Here is a 16,438-nt window from a genome sequence, read left to right on the forward strand (position 1 = left end):
AGCGGAGTTCGGCCGATCAGCTTCGGTCGCGGGTCTGGTATAGCGAGGGATCGATACCCAGCGTCTTCAGGTAGGCCACCGGTTCGACGCTCGAACCGTTGTTGCGCACCTCGAAGTGCAGATGCGGTCCGGTCGAGTTTCCGGTGCTGCCGACTGCGCCGAGTACATCGCCCGGTGCCACTTCGTCGCCGACCGACACCGCGATGCTGGACTGGTGGCCGTAGTAGGTCTCGGTGTTGCCACTCTTGACCCGCACGAGCTTGCCGTAGCCGTCGCCTGCATCTCCGGCCTGAACGACGGTTCCGCCGGTGACCGCGTGGATCGGAGTTCCGCTGTCCGCAGCGAAATCGACACCCTGGTGGAACTGCGCGCCGTTGCCGGTCGGGTTGTTGCGCCCGCCGTAGCCGGAGGTGATGCGGTAGTCGCCTGCATCGATGGGCAGCACTGCTCCACCGAGCCCGACGGTCGGCGGAGCGGTCGGGAGTTCGATCTCGGGTACTTCCACCGTGCTCGGAGCGTCCGGTGAGTCCGGTGCGGAGAGCACGTCGCTGTCGAGAACGATGGCTGCGACCTGGTTGATCAGGACGCCGGTGGCGTCCAGGACAGCCGCGAGAATCGCGGCCCGCTGCTGCGCGTCGGGCTGCGGTATCGGGATCTGGGGGAGTTCGATGGTGGGTTGAGCGGTGGCCACCGCTGGGCTGAGCAAGCCGGTTGTGCCGATGCACAGTGCTGCCGACAAGATCGAACCCGCTATGACTCTGTGCATTCTGCGACCCACGAAAAGCCTCCTCGTCTGCGTCCTCCGCGCACCTCGGATGGGTGCGCGCAGGACGTAAGAACATGTTCGGTGACGCTTCGGGGCACGCTGAACTCACGTAGCAAAAAACACATGAATCACATTGGTACTTTTCTTCCCCAAAAGTGCCATTGGTAACCGTACGTCACATTAACCCCACAAGAAACCTGAAAGTTGAATTACAACAACGTAATTCGAGGTCAGCGTGGTTGCGGCGGGACCGGAGGGCTCGTCGCTCGGGGAATGGAGACACGAAAAAGGCCGGCCTCACGAGGAGACCGGCCTTGTTCGTATGGGGTGAGCGACGGGACTCGAACCCGCGACATCCAGGATCACAACCTGGTGCTCTACCAGCTGAACTACGCCCACCATTGCACGCATCCGCAGAACCTTTTCGGGCTCTCCATCAGCAGCGTCGACAATACTAGCGGGTTGAATCCCGGGTTGCTAATCCGCCCCTGACTGCGTGTCGAGATCGTGAACGACAGCTGCAATATCGCTGGTGGAGGGCCCCGGCTGCGCTACGAAGGCAGTCCGGCGGTAGTACTGCAGCTCCTTGATCGACTCCTTGATGTCCGCGAGAGCGCGGTGCGCAAGGCCCTTGGGTGGCTGTCCGTAGTAGATACGCGGGTACCAGCGGCGGGCGAGTTCCTTGATCGAGCTGACGTCGATCATGCGGTAGTGGAGGTAGGTGTCGAGCGCGGTCATGTCGCGAGAGATGAACCCGCGATCGGTGCCGATGGAGTTTCCCGCGAGGGGAACCGTTCCGGCTACCGGGACATGCTCCTTGATGTACGCCAGGACGCGCTGCTCGGCTTCCTCCAGCGTCACCGTCGACGCGCGCACCTCGTCGGTCAAGCCCGATTTGGCATGCATATCGGTGACGACGGCAGGCATGTTCGCCAACGCGTCGTCGTCGGCATGGATGACGATGTCGACACCCTCCCCGAGGATGTTGAGCTCGCTGTCGGTCACCAGCGCCGCAATTTCGATCAGCTTGTCCTTGCTCAGGTCCAAGCCGGTCATTTCACAATCGATCCACACAAGTTTGTCCTGCACTCGCACCACACTAGTGCGAGCCGCTGTGCCACTAGGGTTTGCGGTGGCGATCGAGCCAGTTCAGCATCAGCACACGTTCATGGAGGACGCGGACATGACAGTCGACCCGACGCAGCCTGCACCCACGCTCAGCCCGGCAGAGAAGGCGAAGGCTGCCAAGGCCGCCGCCGTCGAAGCGGCACGGGTCGCCGCCGAAGCTCTGGCTGCAGCGGACGCCGCCGAAGCCGAGGCGCTCGCAGCGGAAGCCGGACAGGCTCCGGGCTCGACCGGTAAGGCCGCCGAGATCGCCGCCGGATACGCGTCGGAGGGGGCCGCGTTGGAATTGGGAACCGTGGTGCTCGACGGCGTCACCGATCCGTCCGCTCGTATCCGAATTCCGTTGGCCACATTGAACAGACATGGCCTCGTGGCCGGGGCCACCGGAACCGGAAAGACGAAGACGCTGCAGGGCATTGCCGAACAGCTCTGCGCCGCAGGCGTTCCCGTGGTCATGGCCGACGTCAAAGGTGACTTGTCCGGCCTGTCGCAGCCGGGAGCAGACAACGAAAAGATCCGCAGCCGAGCAGCGGACACCGGTATTCCGGACTGGGCTCCCTCCGGCCATCCGGTCGAGTTTCTCTCCTTGGGTACCGACGGAATCGGCGTCCCGGTGCGCGCCACCATCACTGCATTCGGCCCGATTCTGCTCAGCAAGGTGTTGGGGCTGAACAACACTCAGGAATCCACTCTCGGCTTGATCTTCCACTGGGCCGATTCGCAGGGGCTCGCCCTGCTCGATCTCAAAGACCTGCGGTCGGTGATCATGCACCTGACCAGCGACGAGGGCAAAGCCGACCTGAAGGGCATCGGCGGCGTCTCCTCGGCCACCGCAGGCGTGATTCTCCGCGCGTTGGTCAACCTCGAAGCGGACGGCGGCGACACCTTCTTCGGCGAGCCCGAGCTCGAGACCGAGGACCTGCTGCGCGTCGGGCAGGACGGCAGAGGCGTGATCACCTTGTTCGAGCTCGGGGCGCAGGCTTCGCGGCCGGTGATGTTCTCCACGTTCCTGATGTGGGTGCTGGCCGATCTGTTCCAGACGCTGCCCGAGGTGGGTGACGTGGACAAGCCCAAGCTGGTCTTCATCTTCGACGAGGCACACCTGCTGTTCGCCGACGCCTCGAAGGCGTTTCTGCAGCAGGTGGAGCAGACCGTCAAGCTCATCCGCTCCAAGGGTGTCGGTGTCTTCTTCTGCACGCAGCTGCCCACCGACGTCCCCAACGATGTTCTCTCGCAATTGGGGGCGCGGATTCAGCACGCCCTGCGCGCCTTCACGCCCGATGATCAGAAGGCCTTGAACAAGACGGTCCGCACGTACCCCAAGACCGACGCCTACGACCTGGAAAAGGCGCTGACCTCGTTGGGTACCGGCGAAGCGATCGTGACTGTGCTCTCGGAAAAGGGTGCACCGACTCCCGTGGCGTGGACCAAGATTCGGCCGCCCCGCTCCCTGATGGACACCATCGGCAACGACGCCATCGCGGCGGCCGCATCGTCGAGCACCCTGTCCTCGAAATACCGAGAAACGATCGATCGCGAGTCGGCCTACGAGCGGATGAACGCGCGGGTGGCGAACGTACCGGCCCCGGCCGAGAAGTTCGACATCCCGCCCCTGCCTGCGGATCTGCCGGATCTACCGCCGAGCGAGCCGGATGGGCCGTCGGCCGCAGAGCGGATCATGGGCAACCCTGCCGTCAAGAGCTTCCTTCGATCGGCCGCCTCGGCCGCCGGGCGGGAGATCTCGCGCAGCATCTTCGGAACCGGACGTCGCCGCCGACGCTGAGCTCGCTCAGTCGGGAGTGGAGCCCGCGGAACGACCAAAATTCGGGTATCAGTTGCCGAGCTTCTTGTAGAAGCTGCCGATGATCGGTGCGGAGATGCTCCGCGGGCTGTACTGGCCGGCCGCCGACATGCCCTTGCTCAGCAGACCCGGTACGACGCGCATTTTGTTCTTCTCGAGGCCCTCGAGAGACACCTTCGCGGTGTAGGCGCTGTCGATCCACAGGAAATCGGGAACCATCTTGTCGACGATCGAAGCCTCGGCCGGGTCCGGTGTCTCGGTGCGGACCGGGCCGGGAGCGAGGAGGGTGACGTTGACTCCGGTACCCGCGAGCTCACCGCGCAGCGATTCCGAGAACGTGTTCACGAAGGCCTTGGTCGCAGCGTACGTCGCGTTGTTGGGGATGGCCATGTTGCCTGCCGCCGAACCGGTGATCAGGATGCCGCCCGCTCCACGACCGATCATGCCGGGCATGACCGCCAGTGTGAGGTCGTGCACCGCAACGGCATTGAGCTCGACCTGGTCGCGCTCGTACGCGGGATCGAGACCGGACAACGGCCCGAACGTTGCGATCCCTGCGTTGTTGCACAGGATCGAGATCTCGCGCTCGGACAGCTCGGTCACCAGTTCCTGTCGCTGCTCACGGTTCGACAGATCCGACTGACGCACCTCGACGGTGACGCCGTACTCGGCCGTGAGCTTTGCGGCCAACGCCTCGAGCAACTCGCCGCGTCGAGCCACCACGATCAGTGAATGACCACGGGCGGCGAGTTCGGTGGCCAGGGCTTCACCGATTCCGGAAGAGGCTCCGGTGACGACGGCGCGGGCATCTGGGCTGGGCTTGGGCAGGCTCACGGTGAGACAGGCTAGCGGACAGATCAGATCGTGGCCGCGAGCCGGGTGCCTTGCTCGATGGCCCGCTTGGCGTCGAGCTCCGCAGCGACGTCCGCACCGCCGATGATGTGCGTCGTGGTGCCCGCGGCCTTCAGCTCGTCGACCAAGTCGCGAACCGATTCCTGACCGGCGCAGACAACGATGGTGTCCACCTCGAGAACGCGCGGACGCTCGTGCTTGTCACCGAAGGAGATGTGCAGGCCCGCGTCGTCGATCTTCTCGTAGTTGACACCGGAAAGCTGTTGCACGCCTTTGGCTTTCAATGCAGCTCGATGAACCCAGCCGGTCGTCTTCGCCAGCCCGGCGCCGATGCGTCCCGGCTTGCGTTGCAGCAGATACACCTCACGCGGAGACGGTGCGGGTACCGGAGTAGTCAACGCCCCCGGCGCGGCCTCGGGCTCGGTGACGCCCCACTCCTGCTTCCATTCCTTCAGATCCAAGGTGGGGGAGGCGTCGGTGGTGAGGAACTCGGAGATGTCGATGCCGATACCGCCTGCACCGATGACCGCGACCCGATCGCCGACGGGCTTGCCGTCGCGCACCAGTTCTGCGTACGACAGCACCGAGGGGTGCTCGATGCCGGGGATACTCGGCATTCGGGGAGTGACGCCGGTGGCCAGCACCACCTCGTCGAACTCGCCTGCGACGAGTTCGGCGGCGGTGACTCGGGTGTCGAGGTGAACGGCGACGTCTGCGCTGCGAAGTGCACTGGAGAAGTACCGGATCGTTTCGGCGAACTCCTCCTTGCCGGGTATTAGTCGCGCGATTCCGAACTGTCCGCCGATCTCGTCTCTGGCCTCGAAAAGGCTGACGGCGTGTCCGCGTTGCGCGAGATTGAGCGCGGCGGCCAGGCCTGCGGGTCCGGCTCCGACGACCGCTACCTTCTTGGTCTTCTTCGTCGGCAGCAGTTGCAGGTCGATCTCGCGTCCGGCACGCGGGTTGACCAGGCACGAGACCTTCTTGTGCACGAAGGCGTGGTCCAGGCAGGCCTGATTGCAGGCGATGCACGTGTTGATCCGGTCGGCGGAGTCGGTGGCGGCTTTCTCGACCCAGAACGGATCGGCCAGCATCGGCCTGGCCATCGCGATCAGCTGCGCATCGCCGCGAGCCAGAATGTTCTCGGCGATCTCGGGCATGTTGATGCGATTGGACGCGGCGACCGGGATGGACACGTGTTTTTCGAGCTTGCCGGTGATGTCCGCGAATGCGGCGCGCGGAACCGAGGTGACGATGGTCGGCACCCGCGACTCGTGCCAGCCGATGTCGGTGTTGATGATGTTTGCACCCGCAGCTTCGACGTCCTCGGCCAGCGCGACGATGTCGTTCCAGCTCTGGCCTTGTTCGACCAGATCCGCCATCGACAGCCGGAACACGACGATGAAGTCGGGGCCGACGGCTGCCCTCGTCTGCCGCACGATCTCCACGGCCATCCGCCGACGGTTCTTCGCCGAACCGCCCCACTCGTCGCGTCGCTTGTTGGTGCGCTCGGAGAGGAACTGGTTGATGAAGTAACCCTCTCCGCCCATGATCTCGACGCCGTCGTAGCCGGCGCTCTGTGCGAGCCGGGCGCAGCGTACGTAGTTGCGGATCTGCCAGCGGACGCCCCTCGATGTCAGTCGCCGCGGCCGAAAAGGATTGATGGGAGCCTTGATCGACGACGCCGACACGCTCAGCGGCTGGTAGGAATAGCGCCCGGCATGCAGGATCTGCAAGGCGATCTTGCCGCCTTCGTCATGGACGGCAGCAGTGATCCGGCGATGCCGACGGGCTTCGATGCGATTGGTCAGCTTGGCTCCGAACGGCAACAGCCAACCGGTGCGATTGGGCGCATAGCCCCCGGTGATGATCAGCGCGACTCCGCCGCGGGCACGCTCGGCGAAATAGGCCGCCAGGCGGCCGGTGTCGCGGGCGCGATCTTCGAGGCCGGTGTGAATCGATCCCATGATCACGCGGTTCTTCAGCGTGGTTGCGCCGACATCCAACGGAGACAACAGAATCGGATACGGGCCAGCAGTCTGCTCGGTCTTCACAGCTTCTCCAATACCTCGGTGCACCACTCGGTGAATCCTTCTTCGACGCGAATTCCGCCGCGCAGCACCAGGTATTGATGCAACGCGGTGCCGGTGAGGGCAGCGGGGGCCGGAAAGTCCTGCTTCTCGATCAGTCGGTAGACGTCGAGGCGGGTGGCATGAACATCGCGATGGCGGGCGACTTCGATCTTGAGAGCATCGATGTCACCGTTGGCGGCCCCGCGGATCTTGACGGCGAGTTCCTCGCGTAGCTGCGAAGGATCGGTCGGAGCGGCGATCCAGCGATCGAGCTCCGCGCGACCCGCAGCGCTGACGGAGTAGACCTTCTTGTCCGGACGGCCGTCCTGCGCGACTGCTTCTCCGGTGATCCATCCAGCCGCGTCCATCCGCGTCAGCGTCCGGTAGATCTGCTGATGCGTTGCGCTCCAGAAGAATCCGATCGACTTGTCGAAGCGGCGGGCGAGCTCGTACCCCGAGCCGCTGAGCTCGGTGAGGGAAACCAGAATCGCGTGTTCCAAAGCCACACCCGAGAGTATGTATGCAACACGGTGACTATGCAACTAGGTGCACCGATGAATTCGGATGCCGCGGTCTAGTGTTGGCAACCATGGGAACCCAGCCGGAGGCCGCTGTCGTCGGAGTCGCCACAACGCGTAAGCAGGTCACCGCCTGGGGGTTCTGGGACTGGGGCTCGGCCGCGTTCAACGCCGTCATTCTCACGTTCGTGTTCTCGGTGTATCTCACCGACGCCGTCGGCGACGATCTGCCCGGTTCCATCTCGGCCACCACCTGGTTCAGCTGGTCGATTGCCATATCCAGCGTTGTCATCGCACTCCTCGCGCCGGTCTGCGGGCAGTACTTCGACGCGCGCGGCAAACGTAAGTGGCTGCTGGGGGTCTTGACCGCGCTGACGGTCGTCGCCATGGCGGGCCTGTTCTTCGTCCGAGACGACTACCACTATCTGTGGCTCGGCCTGTTGCTGCTCGGTCTCGGATCCATCATGTTCGAGCTGGCCAGCATCCCGTACAACTCGATGCTGCGGCAGGTCTCCACTCCGGCGAACATCGGCCGAGTCTCCGGGTTCGGTTGGTCGATGGGCTATTTCGGCGGAATCGTACTGCTGCTCCTGTGCTACGTCGGCTTCATTGCCGGCGACGGCGACACCCGCGGAGTTCTGGGGCTGAGCACCGACGGCGGACTGAACATTCGACTCGTCGCTCTGCTCGCTGCCGTATGGTTCGCCGTCTCGGCCATCCCGGTGCTGTTCGCCGTTCCCGAGGTACCCCGCGCCGTCGCCGATCCCAAGGCCGCTGAAGCCGGGTTCGCGGCCTCGTACCGTGTGCTGGTTCGCGATGTCCGGGAGCTGTGGAGCGTGGACCGTCGCGCGGTCTACTACCTGATAGCCAGTGCACTGTTCCGGGACGGATTGGCGGGGGTCTTCACCTTCGGAGCCGTACTGGCCGTCAGCGTCTACGGCATCGGAGCGGGCGACGTCCTGCTGTTCGGTGTCGCTGCCAATGTCATAGCCGGGCTCGGAGCGATCGTGGCCGGACGGTTCGACGACAGAATCGGCCCGAAGAAAGTGATCGTCTTCTCGCTCACCTGCATGATCGCCGCCGGGACGATTCTGCTGTTCGTCTCGGGACCGACGATGTTCTGGATCTTCGGGCTCATCCTGTGTCTGTTCGTCGGGCCGGCGCAGTCGTCCGCCCGCACCTTCCTGGCCCGGCTGGCTCCACCAGGACGCGAAGGTCAGTTCTTCGGACTGTTCGCTACGACGGGACGCGCCGCCTCGTTCCTCGCACCGTCCCTGTTCGGTCTGTTCGTGTGGATGTTCGACGCCGACCGCGCGGGTATCGCCGGGCTGATCATCGTCCTCGCTGCCGGACTGCTGGCGCTGCTGAAGGTGCGGGCTCCCGAACGGGTCTAGGCGGAGTCGATACGGGCCAGGATCTCGGCCGTCAGTTTTTCGGGCGCTTCTTCCGGGATCCAGTGCGAGATTCCGTCCAATTCGACGAATCTGTACGGCGCATCGACGAATTCGCCGCAGCGCTCCGCTCCCGCTCGACCGATGGCGGTGTCGCCGTTGCTCCAGACGTAGGTGGTGGGCACGGTTACCGGAGGAAGGTTTGCGAACTCCCTGGTCATCGCGGCGTACCAGCTCGATGCGGCCGTCAGCGCCCCAGGGACGGTGAGATGCCGAACGTATTCGTCGTCGAGGCTGTCCGCACCGAACATCGCGCGCAGCCGCTGGGCGTCGTTCTCGACCAGAACTCGCTCGGCCTTCTCCGGTTTTCGGAGCAGCCCGAAGTACGTGGACCGCTCCTGCTGATCCGGATCCTCGCGGATGGCCCAGTTGAACGCGGCCGAATGCGGGACCGACGCCGCTGTGAGAGTGCGGACGCGGTCCGGATGTTCGGCTGCGAGATGCCACGCGACAACCGCACCCCAGTCGTGTCCGACCAGATGCGCCGACGGCAGCTCGAGCGTGTCGAGCAATCCGAGAATGTCGCCGGTGAGATGTTCGATGCGGTAGTGCTCGACGCCGACCGGACGGGCACCGGGGGAGTAGCCCCGCTGGTTCGGGGCGATCACGCGACAACCTGCGCCGACCAGGCCGGGCGTCACCGCGGTCCACGACGCGTTGGTCTGCGGAAAGCCGTGCAGCGCAACCACCGGAACACCGTCCGGTGGTCCCGACATCTCGACCTCGAACACGTACTCGCCGACACTTAACTCGGTCATGAACATCCCTTCGCGGCCGTCTCGTTCTCGAACGGTCAAGCCCGTCGTGGTTCCCATCGGCTCATCCCGAGCATGATCATGCGGATCTGCTTCTCGGTCCGCTCGATGAGATCCTTCTCGTTCTGACTACCCGGTCTGTCGATTTCCAACAGGCCGACCACCGCAGTGAGCATCGTCGAGACGAGCAGGTCTGCGGTCATCTCCAGATCGGCGACGTCCCACCGCTCCAGACCGGGCATGCGGGACAGGTCGATGGTCAGCTCGCTGACGAACAGTCGTAGTTCGGTGGCGAAGGCGCGGCGCACTCCGGTCACGCCGCCGTACCGTTCGCGACTGAGAAAGCGGAATTGATCCTCGTGGGAGCGAACCTGGCGAACCAGGATGCCGAAGGACTCGGTCGCCGTCTTGGTGCTGGGGTTGCGTCGGGCGTCGCGCAGCATCTGTCGCAGCATCCGCATGCTGTCCTCGACGAGAGCGACGCCGAGGTCCTCCATGGAGGCGAAGTGTCGATAGAACGCGGTGGGGACGATGCCGGCGGATCGAGCGACCTCACGGAGGCTGACGCTGGCGAAAGAACGCTCGCGGAGCAGGTCCAGGGTGCCCTCGATCAGTGCTTGCCGCGTGCGCTCCTTGCGCTCGGCGCGGGTCCCCGGTTCTGTCACAACGTCCAGTTTATGGGCGCGCATTCTGTGATCTCCCTTCCGGTTCCTCCCCGGCACCCACAGAACTGTCGATTCGCTCTGTAACGGCGGTCACATAAACGTTGACAGGTACCGGTGTCGCTCTGCCACACTCATGTTAGTGCACAATCGTTCACTGAATGGGTCGTAGGTTTCGATCCGGTAAGGGAGGATGGAATGACGCTTCAAGAACGTCCGTCGCGGGCCTCGGGTTCGCGCAAGTTCTCGCTTCTTTCCCTGATCGAGGCCATGGCCACGCCCCACGCGCTCGATCGTTACCTCGAACTCGTCGACCCGATGACGACCGTTCGTGACCTTCGCGGCGAAGTGACCGAGATACACCGGTCCACCGAAGACTCGTTGACGCTCACCATCCGTCCCACGCGTCAGTGGAAGGGTTTCAAGGCCGGCCAGTTCGTTCAGGTCGGACTCGTCATCGACGGAGTACGCCACACCCGCTGCTACTCGCCCGCGTGCTCGCAGTACCGCAAGGACGGCCGGATCGAACTGACGATCAAGGCGCATCCCGAGGGTCTGGTGTCGCAGTACCTGCACAAGAACGCGTACGTCGGCCTGGTGGTCAGCCTGTCGCAGGCGGACGGCACGTTCGAGCTTCCCCAACCACGCCCGGCAAAGACGTTGCTGATCAGCGGTGGCAGCGGTATCACGCCGGTGCTGTCCATGCTCAGGTCGCTGCTGGACGAGGGGTACAGCAGCGACCTGACCTTCCTGCACTACGCGTTCACCGAAAACGACGTCGCGTACAAGAAGGACCTCGAGAAGATCGCCGCCCAGCACGAGAACGTGAACATCGTCTTCGCGTACACCGAGCAGACGACCGGCGGCGACCTGCACGGGTTCTTCGGCCAGGAACATCTCGATGCGGTGGCCCCGTGGTTCGCCGAGGCCGACACCTTCCTGTGTGGACCTCCCGGACTGATGAAGAGCGTGACGTCGTACTTCGACGACGCAGGTCTCAGCGAGCGGCTGCACCTCGAGGAGTTCACGCCCTCGTTCGCCACCGTCAGCGACGACGTCACCGGCACCACCACGTTCTCCGGCAGCGACGTGTCCTCGGAGAACGACGGCGAGACGCTGCTCGAACAGGCCGAGGCGGCGGGACTCTCACCGGCCAACGGCTGCCGGATGGGTATCTGCTTCACCTGCACCTCGGTGAAGAAATCCGGCTGCACCAAGAACATCAAGACCGGTGAGACCGACACCGAATCGGACAAGAAGATCCAGCTGTGCGTGTCCGTCGCCGTGGGCGACGTCGACATCGACATCTAGATCGACCTCGAACAGCGACAACCCCAAGACCCATCTCGACCCGATCGAATTGGAGATCATCAGATGCTCGGAACGATTCTCTCGATCCTGCCCACCACCGTCCTGCCCTTCCGCCGTGACGAGACCCTGCCGGACCAGCCGACCGTGCTGACCTACGAACAGGTGGAGGAGCTCGGCCGCGAACTCGACGACCTGCGCGCCCGCACCGTCGCCAAGCTCGGTGACGAGGACCGCGAATACATCTACAAGATCATCAAGGCGCAGCGCGGCCTCGAGGTCGCCGGACGCGCGTTGATGTACCTGCCCTTCCTTCCGCCTGCATGGCTCGCAGGTGTCGGTGCCCTCGGAGTGGCGAAGATTCTCGACAACATGGAGATCGGCCACAACGTCATGCACGGCCAGTACGACTGGATGCGTGAGCCCGGCCTCAACTCCGAGGTGTTCGAGTGGGACACCGTCTGTCCGGCAGACCAGTGGAAGCATTCGCACAACTACATGCACCACACGTTCACCAACATCGTCGGCATGGACCGCGACATCGGTTACGGCATCCTGCGGATGGACCAGGACCAGAAGTGGAATCCGTACTACCTCGGCAACCCGGTGTACGCATTCCTGCTGATGACGTTCTTCGAGTGGGGCGTCATGCTGCACGACCTCGAGACGGAGAACATCGTCGCGGGCAAGCGCAAGTGGCACGACGTCAAGCCGCTGCTGCAGGGCATGTGGCGCAAGGCGGGCAAGCAGGCGCTCAAGGACTACGTGATCTTCCCCGCGCTGACCGGGCCGTTCTTCGCGTCCACCGTGGTCGGCAACGTCGCCGCCAACCTCATCCGCAACGTGTGGACCTACTCGATCATCTTCTGCGGCCACTTCCCGACCGGAGTCCAGACCTTCAGCAAGGAAGAGACCGCCGAGGAGAGCCGCGGCGAATGGTACGTGCGGCAGATGCTGGGATCGGCCAACATCGAGGGAACTCCGCTGTTCCACATCATGTCGGGCAACCTCTCGCACCAGATCGAGCACCACCTGTTCCCCGATCTGCCCGCGCACCGCTACCCGCAGATCGCGCCGGAGGTCAAGGCCCTGTGCGAGAAGTACGACCTGCCGTACAACACCGGTGGCTTCTTCCACCAGATCGGCACCGTGTGGGGCAAGATCTTCAAGCTCGCCCTGCCCAACTCGCTCACGGGATCGGCGGCTCCGGCCGGTGTTATCGTCGAGCGTAAGAAGACCAGCGCAGCGTGACGACTTCGAAGGGGGCGGTCCTGTTGGTAGGAAAGTTCGAGCGCAACAAGGACACCGTGCAGGAGTTCACCGAATCGGCCGCGACTCACGTCGGCCGGATCGTGGTGATCATCGCCGGAGCCGTCCGCGACGTCACTCGTGAAATCGGTGATCTGATCACCGACGGAATCGAAATGCGTGAGGCGGCGAAGAAGGCGGAGCGTGACGCGCCGCTGGGCACCGTGATCAACGGCGAGTTCGAGACCCGCGAACGGTAAGAAGTACCGGATCCACCAGCGCCGCCCGAGCATTGCTCGGGCGGCGCTGTCGTGTGTCCACTGTCAGCGTGCGCGGAGCCGCCACAGTGACGTGGTTTCGCGTGAGCGTGCCGCGTGCAGCACATCGGAGCTGTCGGTGACGCGCGAATGCGTCGGGGTGGTGTCGGTTCGGCCGACGACAGCCAGGCCTGCCGCGTCGATGGCGGTGAGAAGTTCTGCGCGCGTGACCAATCCGAGCAGCTCGGCGAGGTCGGACACGATCAGCCAGGCCTCACCGTTCGGCGTCAGGTGCCCGCGGAGTCGGCTGAGGAAGGACTTGAGCATTCGCGACCCGGGGTCGTACACCGCATGTTCGATGCCCGACGTGGGTTTCGTGGGAATCCACGGCGGATTGCACAAGATCAGTCCCGCACGCCCGGACGGGAAGATGTCGGCCTGCACCACCTCGACCCGATCGGCAAATCCGAGAGCATCGATGTTGGCTCGTGCGCACGCGATCGACCGCGGATCCTTGTCGGTCGCGGCCACCGAGGTCACGCCGCGGCGGGCGAGCACTGCAGCCAGAACGCCCGAGCCGGTGCCGATGTCGAACGCTCGGTCCGTGTCCGGCAGCGGTGCGCCGGCGACGAGTTGGATGTACTCGCCGCGGACGGGGGAGAAGACGCCGTAGTGTGGGTGGATCGAGGCATCCAGCGCCGGCACGAAGACACCCTTGCGTCGCCATTCGTGTGCGCCGACCATGCCAAGCAGCTCGCGCAGCGACAGCACGCACGGCGTGGCGTCGGGGCCGAGTGCCTCCGATACGGCTGCACGGACGTCCGGAGCCCGGCCCAGGTCGAGTCGACAGCTCGAATCGAGTTCCACCAGAAGCATTCCCAGCACGCGGGCACGTCTGGCTCGATGTTGACGATGCAGATGAAACTGCTCCGCAGGTGACGCGTCGGAGGACTGTTTGGCCGGTGGTACCCGCCGGGTCATCGCCGACAGCAGCTGCCGAGCATTGTTGTAATCGCCGCGCCACAACAGAGCTTCGCCGATCGTGGCCAGCTTGTACGCAACGTCTGCCGTCGTCGAATCGTCGACGATGCGTACCGTGCGGGGTGCGGGAGCGCCGTTCTCCGACTGCCAGCGGCACGTCCGCTCGCTACCGTCCTCGATCCACGTGATGCTCATGCCGTGCGCTTCGTTCACGCTGCGGTGTGCGGGTACTCCGCACTGCGATGTTGGAAGGCAAGGATATTCGGGTTCACGATGATGCCGCTCCTGATCTCGATCGAACGCTCGATGGTGGAATCGGCACTCCACGCCGAGGGTCCGTCGAGCACGATCCGAAGGTACGGCAGCAGCGATTCACTGATTTCCCAGGTGGCAGAGTTCCACAGGTAGGAGGGGCTGTGGTCGACGGCGTAGTACCGCACGTTGTCGCCCACGGTGAACATGGGATCGGCGAACGACGTGGGCTTGGCCCACTCGAATCCCATGCCCTCGTCGCACGAGACGTCCACCACGAGGGTGCCCGGCGCGAGAGTCGGCAGGTCCTGGTTCGTCAGGAACGTCAGTGGTGAATTGGTATCCTGCAGAACGCAATTGACGATGACGTCGTGGTCGGCGAGGAAGCTCGACAGTGGTACGCGGCCGTCGGGAGTGAGGGCCCGACTCTGGCGTGGATCGGCGTCGTCGAGATCGAAGTTGACGATGTTGGCCGAGTGGATCGGCGAACTCACCGCAGTGACGCCGCGCTGGGTGAGAACGTCCACATCGTGAATGCCATGGGCATTGAGTGCAGTGACCGCACCGCGAGCGGTGGCACCGAAACCGATGACCGCAGCCCGCAACCGGCGACCGTAATCACCGGTCGACCCGATCAACTGCAGTGCGTGCAGCACCGAGCAGTAGCCGGCCAACTCGTTGTTCTTGTGGAACACGTGCAGATTGAACGAGCCCTCGTGGGTCCAGTGATTCATCGCCTCGAAGGCGATCAGCGTCAGCTTGCGGTCGACGGCGATCTGGGTGAGTTCTTCGTCCTGTACGCAGTGCGGCCAGCCCCACAGTGTCTGCCCTGGGCGCAAGGATGCGAGATCCTCGGCCTGGGGCTTGGGCAACAGGATCACATCGCACTCGGCGACGAGTTGCTCGCGTGTGCGAATGCCCGCCACCTGGGTGGCCAGGTGCTCATTCGAAATTCCGAACGGCTCGCCGTAGCCGGATTCCAGGAACATTCGGGCGCGAATATCGGCATCTATTCGATCGAAATGCAGTGGGTGAATCGGTAGTCGCCGCTCATCGGGCTTGCGCGAACGTGAGAGGACTCCGAGAGTGAGCTGATGCACGTGTGACCCTTCGTTATGCGAAGTCAACCACAGTGAGCCGAACCGACTTACGTTTGTGCTGGTCAGAGGGTGCCCCCGGCAGGATTCGAACCTGCGACCAAGGGATTAGAAGGCCCTTGCTCTATCCCCTGAGCTACGGAGGCTGGCACGTGCGGGCGGACCCGCTCGAGCACGGTTGACGAGTGTACCTTTCCGTATACGCCGATCGCGCCGGCATGGGTTGGGCGATGGTCGCAGCGGGAAAGCGGTGGTTTCGGAAGCGTTCCGACCCCAGGTCGAAGGAGGTGCTGTGCACGACATCCTCGACGACGCGTTGCGCACCTGGCAGTCCGGCGACGTGGCAGCGGTCGCGACGGTGGTCCGCACCTTCGATTCCGCGCCGCGTCCGGTCGGAGCGTCCATGGTCGTCGGTTCCGACGGTGCGGTGGCCGGTTCGGTCTCGGGCGGCTGCGTCGAAGGCGCGGTCTACGAACTCGCGCAGGACGTCATGCGTACCGGTGCTCCGGTGCTCACCCGATACGGGGTATCGGACGACGATGCGTTCGCCGTCGGGCTCACCTGCGGCGGAACGCTCGACGTGTTCGTCGAAGTGCTCACCCGACAGACGTTTCCCGAATTCGAGGCCCTCGTCGCGGACGTTCGCGCCAATGTGCCCGTGGCGATGGCGACAGTTGTCGCGCACGGCGATCCGGAACGGCTCGGCCGCAGGATCGTCGTCGGAGAATCGGGCACCCGAGGCTCGCTCGGCAGTGAGCGTGCCGACGCTGCCGTGGCCGACGATGCGAAAGGGCTTCTCGCCGCTGGCCGTTCGGCTGTCCTGACCTACGGCCCCGACGGCCAGCGACGGGGCGAGGGGATGGAGGTGTTCGTCTCGAGCCACGCTCCGCCGCCTCGGATGCTGGTGTTCGGAGCCATCGATTTCGCTGCCGCGGTGGCGCAACAGGGCGCATTCCTCGGGTACCGAGTCACGGTCTGCGACGCACGGGCAGTCTTCGCGACTCCGCAGCGGTTTCCCGCAGCCGAGCAGGTTGTGGTCGCGTGGCCGCACGACTATCTGTCCGCGCAGTTCGCGGCGGGGGAGGTGGACGAACGCACCGTCGTCTGTGTGTTGACCCACGACCCCAAATTCGACGTGCCACTGCTCGAGGTGGCGTTGCGCATTCCATCGCTGGCGTTCGTCGGCGCGATGGGATCGCGCCGAACCCATGACGACCGCATGGCTCGGTTGCGGGCTTCGGGTTTGACGGAGACGGAACTCACTCGTCTGGCCAGCCCGATCGGTCTCGATCTCGG

At 64.4% G+C, this 16,438-nt stretch carries 15 protein-coding genes and 2 tRNA genes; 6 read left to right on the plus strand and 11 right to left on the minus strand.

Going from position 1 to position 16,438, the window contains the following annotated elements; genetic code table 11:
• Positions 1-16: 16 nt before the first annotated feature.
• From A2J02_RS10980 to orn, 3 genes are all read right to left on the minus strand, one after another.
• Complete coding sequence (locus A2J02_RS10980) at positions 17-766, minus strand: M23 family metallopeptidase (RefSeq protein ID WP_231911434.1); 750 nt, start codon at positions 764-766, stop codon at positions 17-19.
• Positions 767-1,089: 323 nt separating this feature from the next.
• Positions 1,090-1,165 (minus strand) — tRNA-His (locus tag A2J02_RS10985).
• Between the two features lie 78 nt (positions 1,166-1,243).
• Complete coding sequence (gene orn / locus A2J02_RS10990) at positions 1,244-1,855, minus strand: oligoribonuclease (protein ID WP_082898768.1); 612 nt, start codon at positions 1,853-1,855, stop codon at positions 1,244-1,246.
• Between the two features lie 94 nt (positions 1,856-1,949).
• Here orn and A2J02_RS10995 point away from each other — a divergent pair, with 94 nt between their 5' ends.
• Positions 1,950-3,674 (plus strand): helicase HerA-like domain-containing protein, encoded by a 1,725-nt coding sequence (locus tag A2J02_RS10995; RefSeq protein WP_068050052.1) that lies wholly within the window; start codon positions 1,950-1,952, stop codon positions 3,672-3,674.
• A 48-nt stretch (positions 3,675-3,722) separates the two neighbouring features.
• Here A2J02_RS10995 and cmrA read toward each other — a convergent pair whose 3' ends face one another.
• The 3 genes from cmrA to A2J02_RS11010 are packed head-to-tail and all read right to left on the minus strand — an operon-like array spanning position 3,723 to position 7,119.
• Entirely contained in the window at positions 3,723-4,526 is an 804-nt protein-coding gene (gene cmrA, locus A2J02_RS11000) for a mycolate reductase (RefSeq protein ID WP_068050011.1), read from the minus strand.
• A 23-nt stretch (positions 4,527-4,549) separates the two neighbouring features.
• Complete coding sequence (locus A2J02_RS11005) at positions 4,550-6,595, minus strand: NADPH-dependent 2,4-dienoyl-CoA reductase (protein WP_068050013.1); 2,046 nt, start codon at positions 6,593-6,595, stop codon at positions 4,550-4,552.
• Positions 6,592-7,119: a PadR family transcriptional regulator gene (locus A2J02_RS11010; protein ID WP_068050015.1), complete on the minus strand. Its 528-nt coding sequence runs from the start codon at positions 7,117-7,119 to the stop codon at positions 6,592-6,594. Before A2J02_RS11010 ends, A2J02_RS11005 begins: the two co-directional genes overlap by 4 nt.
• Before the next feature lie 83 nt (positions 7,120-7,202).
• On the opposite strand from A2J02_RS11010, the gene A2J02_RS11015 reads away from it, so the two are divergent.
• Complete coding sequence (locus A2J02_RS11015; RefSeq protein ID WP_068050017.1) at positions 7,203-8,525, plus strand: MFS transporter; 1,323 nt, start codon at positions 7,203-7,205, stop codon at positions 8,523-8,525.
• On the opposite strand, the gene A2J02_RS11020 is transcribed toward A2J02_RS11015, so the two are convergent.
• Together A2J02_RS11020 and A2J02_RS11025 are read right to left on the minus strand one after the other, a co-directional pair.
• Complete coding sequence (locus A2J02_RS11020; RefSeq protein ID WP_068050019.1) at positions 8,522-9,346, minus strand: alpha/beta fold hydrolase; 825 nt, start codon at positions 9,344-9,346, stop codon at positions 8,522-8,524. The genes A2J02_RS11015 and A2J02_RS11020 overlap by 4 nt on opposite strands.
• Positions 9,347-9,375: 29 nt before the next feature.
• The gene (locus tag A2J02_RS11025) at positions 9,376-10,026 is read right to left on the minus strand and encodes a TetR family transcriptional regulator (RefSeq protein WP_179272127.1); all 651 of its coding nucleotides are present in this window, start codon (positions 10,024-10,026) and stop codon (positions 9,376-9,378) included.
• 171 nt (positions 10,027-10,197) lie between these two features.
• On the opposite strand from A2J02_RS11025, the gene A2J02_RS11030 reads away from it, so the two are divergent.
• The 3 genes from A2J02_RS11030 to A2J02_RS11040 all read left to right on the plus strand — a co-directional run bounded on the left by A2J02_RS11030 (position 10,198) and on the right by A2J02_RS11040 (position 12,815).
• Positions 10,198-11,310 (plus strand): ferredoxin reductase, encoded by a 1,113-nt coding sequence (locus A2J02_RS11030; RefSeq protein WP_068050023.1) that lies wholly within the window; start codon positions 10,198-10,200, stop codon positions 11,308-11,310.
• 63 nt (positions 11,311-11,373) lie between these two features.
• Positions 11,374-12,558, plus strand: a complete 1,185-nt coding sequence (locus A2J02_RS11035; protein ID WP_068050025.1) for a fatty acid desaturase family protein — start codon at positions 11,374-11,376, stop codon at positions 12,556-12,558.
• 23 nt (positions 12,559-12,581) lie between these two features.
• Entirely contained in the window at positions 12,582-12,815 is a 234-nt protein-coding gene (locus A2J02_RS11040) for a hypothetical protein (protein ID WP_032394788.1), read from the plus strand.
• A gap of 63 nt (positions 12,816-12,878) precedes the next feature.
• On the opposite strand, the gene A2J02_RS11045 is transcribed toward A2J02_RS11040, so the two are convergent.
• The 3 genes from A2J02_RS11045 to A2J02_RS11055 all read right to left on the minus strand — a co-directional run bounded on the left by A2J02_RS11045 (position 12,879) and on the right by A2J02_RS11055 (position 15,288).
• Positions 12,879-13,988 carry a methyltransferase gene (locus A2J02_RS11045; RefSeq protein ID WP_068050054.1) on the minus strand — a complete coding sequence of 370 codons (1,110 nt, stop codon included), beginning with the start codon at positions 13,986-13,988 and terminating at the stop codon, positions 12,879-12,881.
• A 14-nt stretch (positions 13,989-14,002) separates the two neighbouring features.
• Complete coding sequence (locus A2J02_RS11050) at positions 14,003-15,145, minus strand: N(5)-(carboxyethyl)ornithine synthase (RefSeq protein ID WP_068050027.1); 1,143 nt, start codon at positions 15,143-15,145, stop codon at positions 14,003-14,005.
• A 70-nt stretch (positions 15,146-15,215) separates the two neighbouring features.
• A tRNA-Arg gene (locus A2J02_RS11055) sits at positions 15,216-15,288 on the minus strand.
• A 146-nt stretch (positions 15,289-15,434) separates the two neighbouring features.
• Here A2J02_RS11055 and A2J02_RS11060 point away from each other — a divergent pair.
• Positions 15,435-16,438: XdhC family protein (locus A2J02_RS11060; RefSeq protein ID WP_068050030.1), on the plus strand; the 1,004-nt coding region annotated here is incomplete at its 3' end.

It is taken from the genome of Rhodococcus sp. EPR-147, assembly GCF_001647185.1.
GTDB lineage: Bacteria > Actinomycetota > Actinomycetes > Mycobacteriales > Mycobacteriaceae > Rhodococcoides.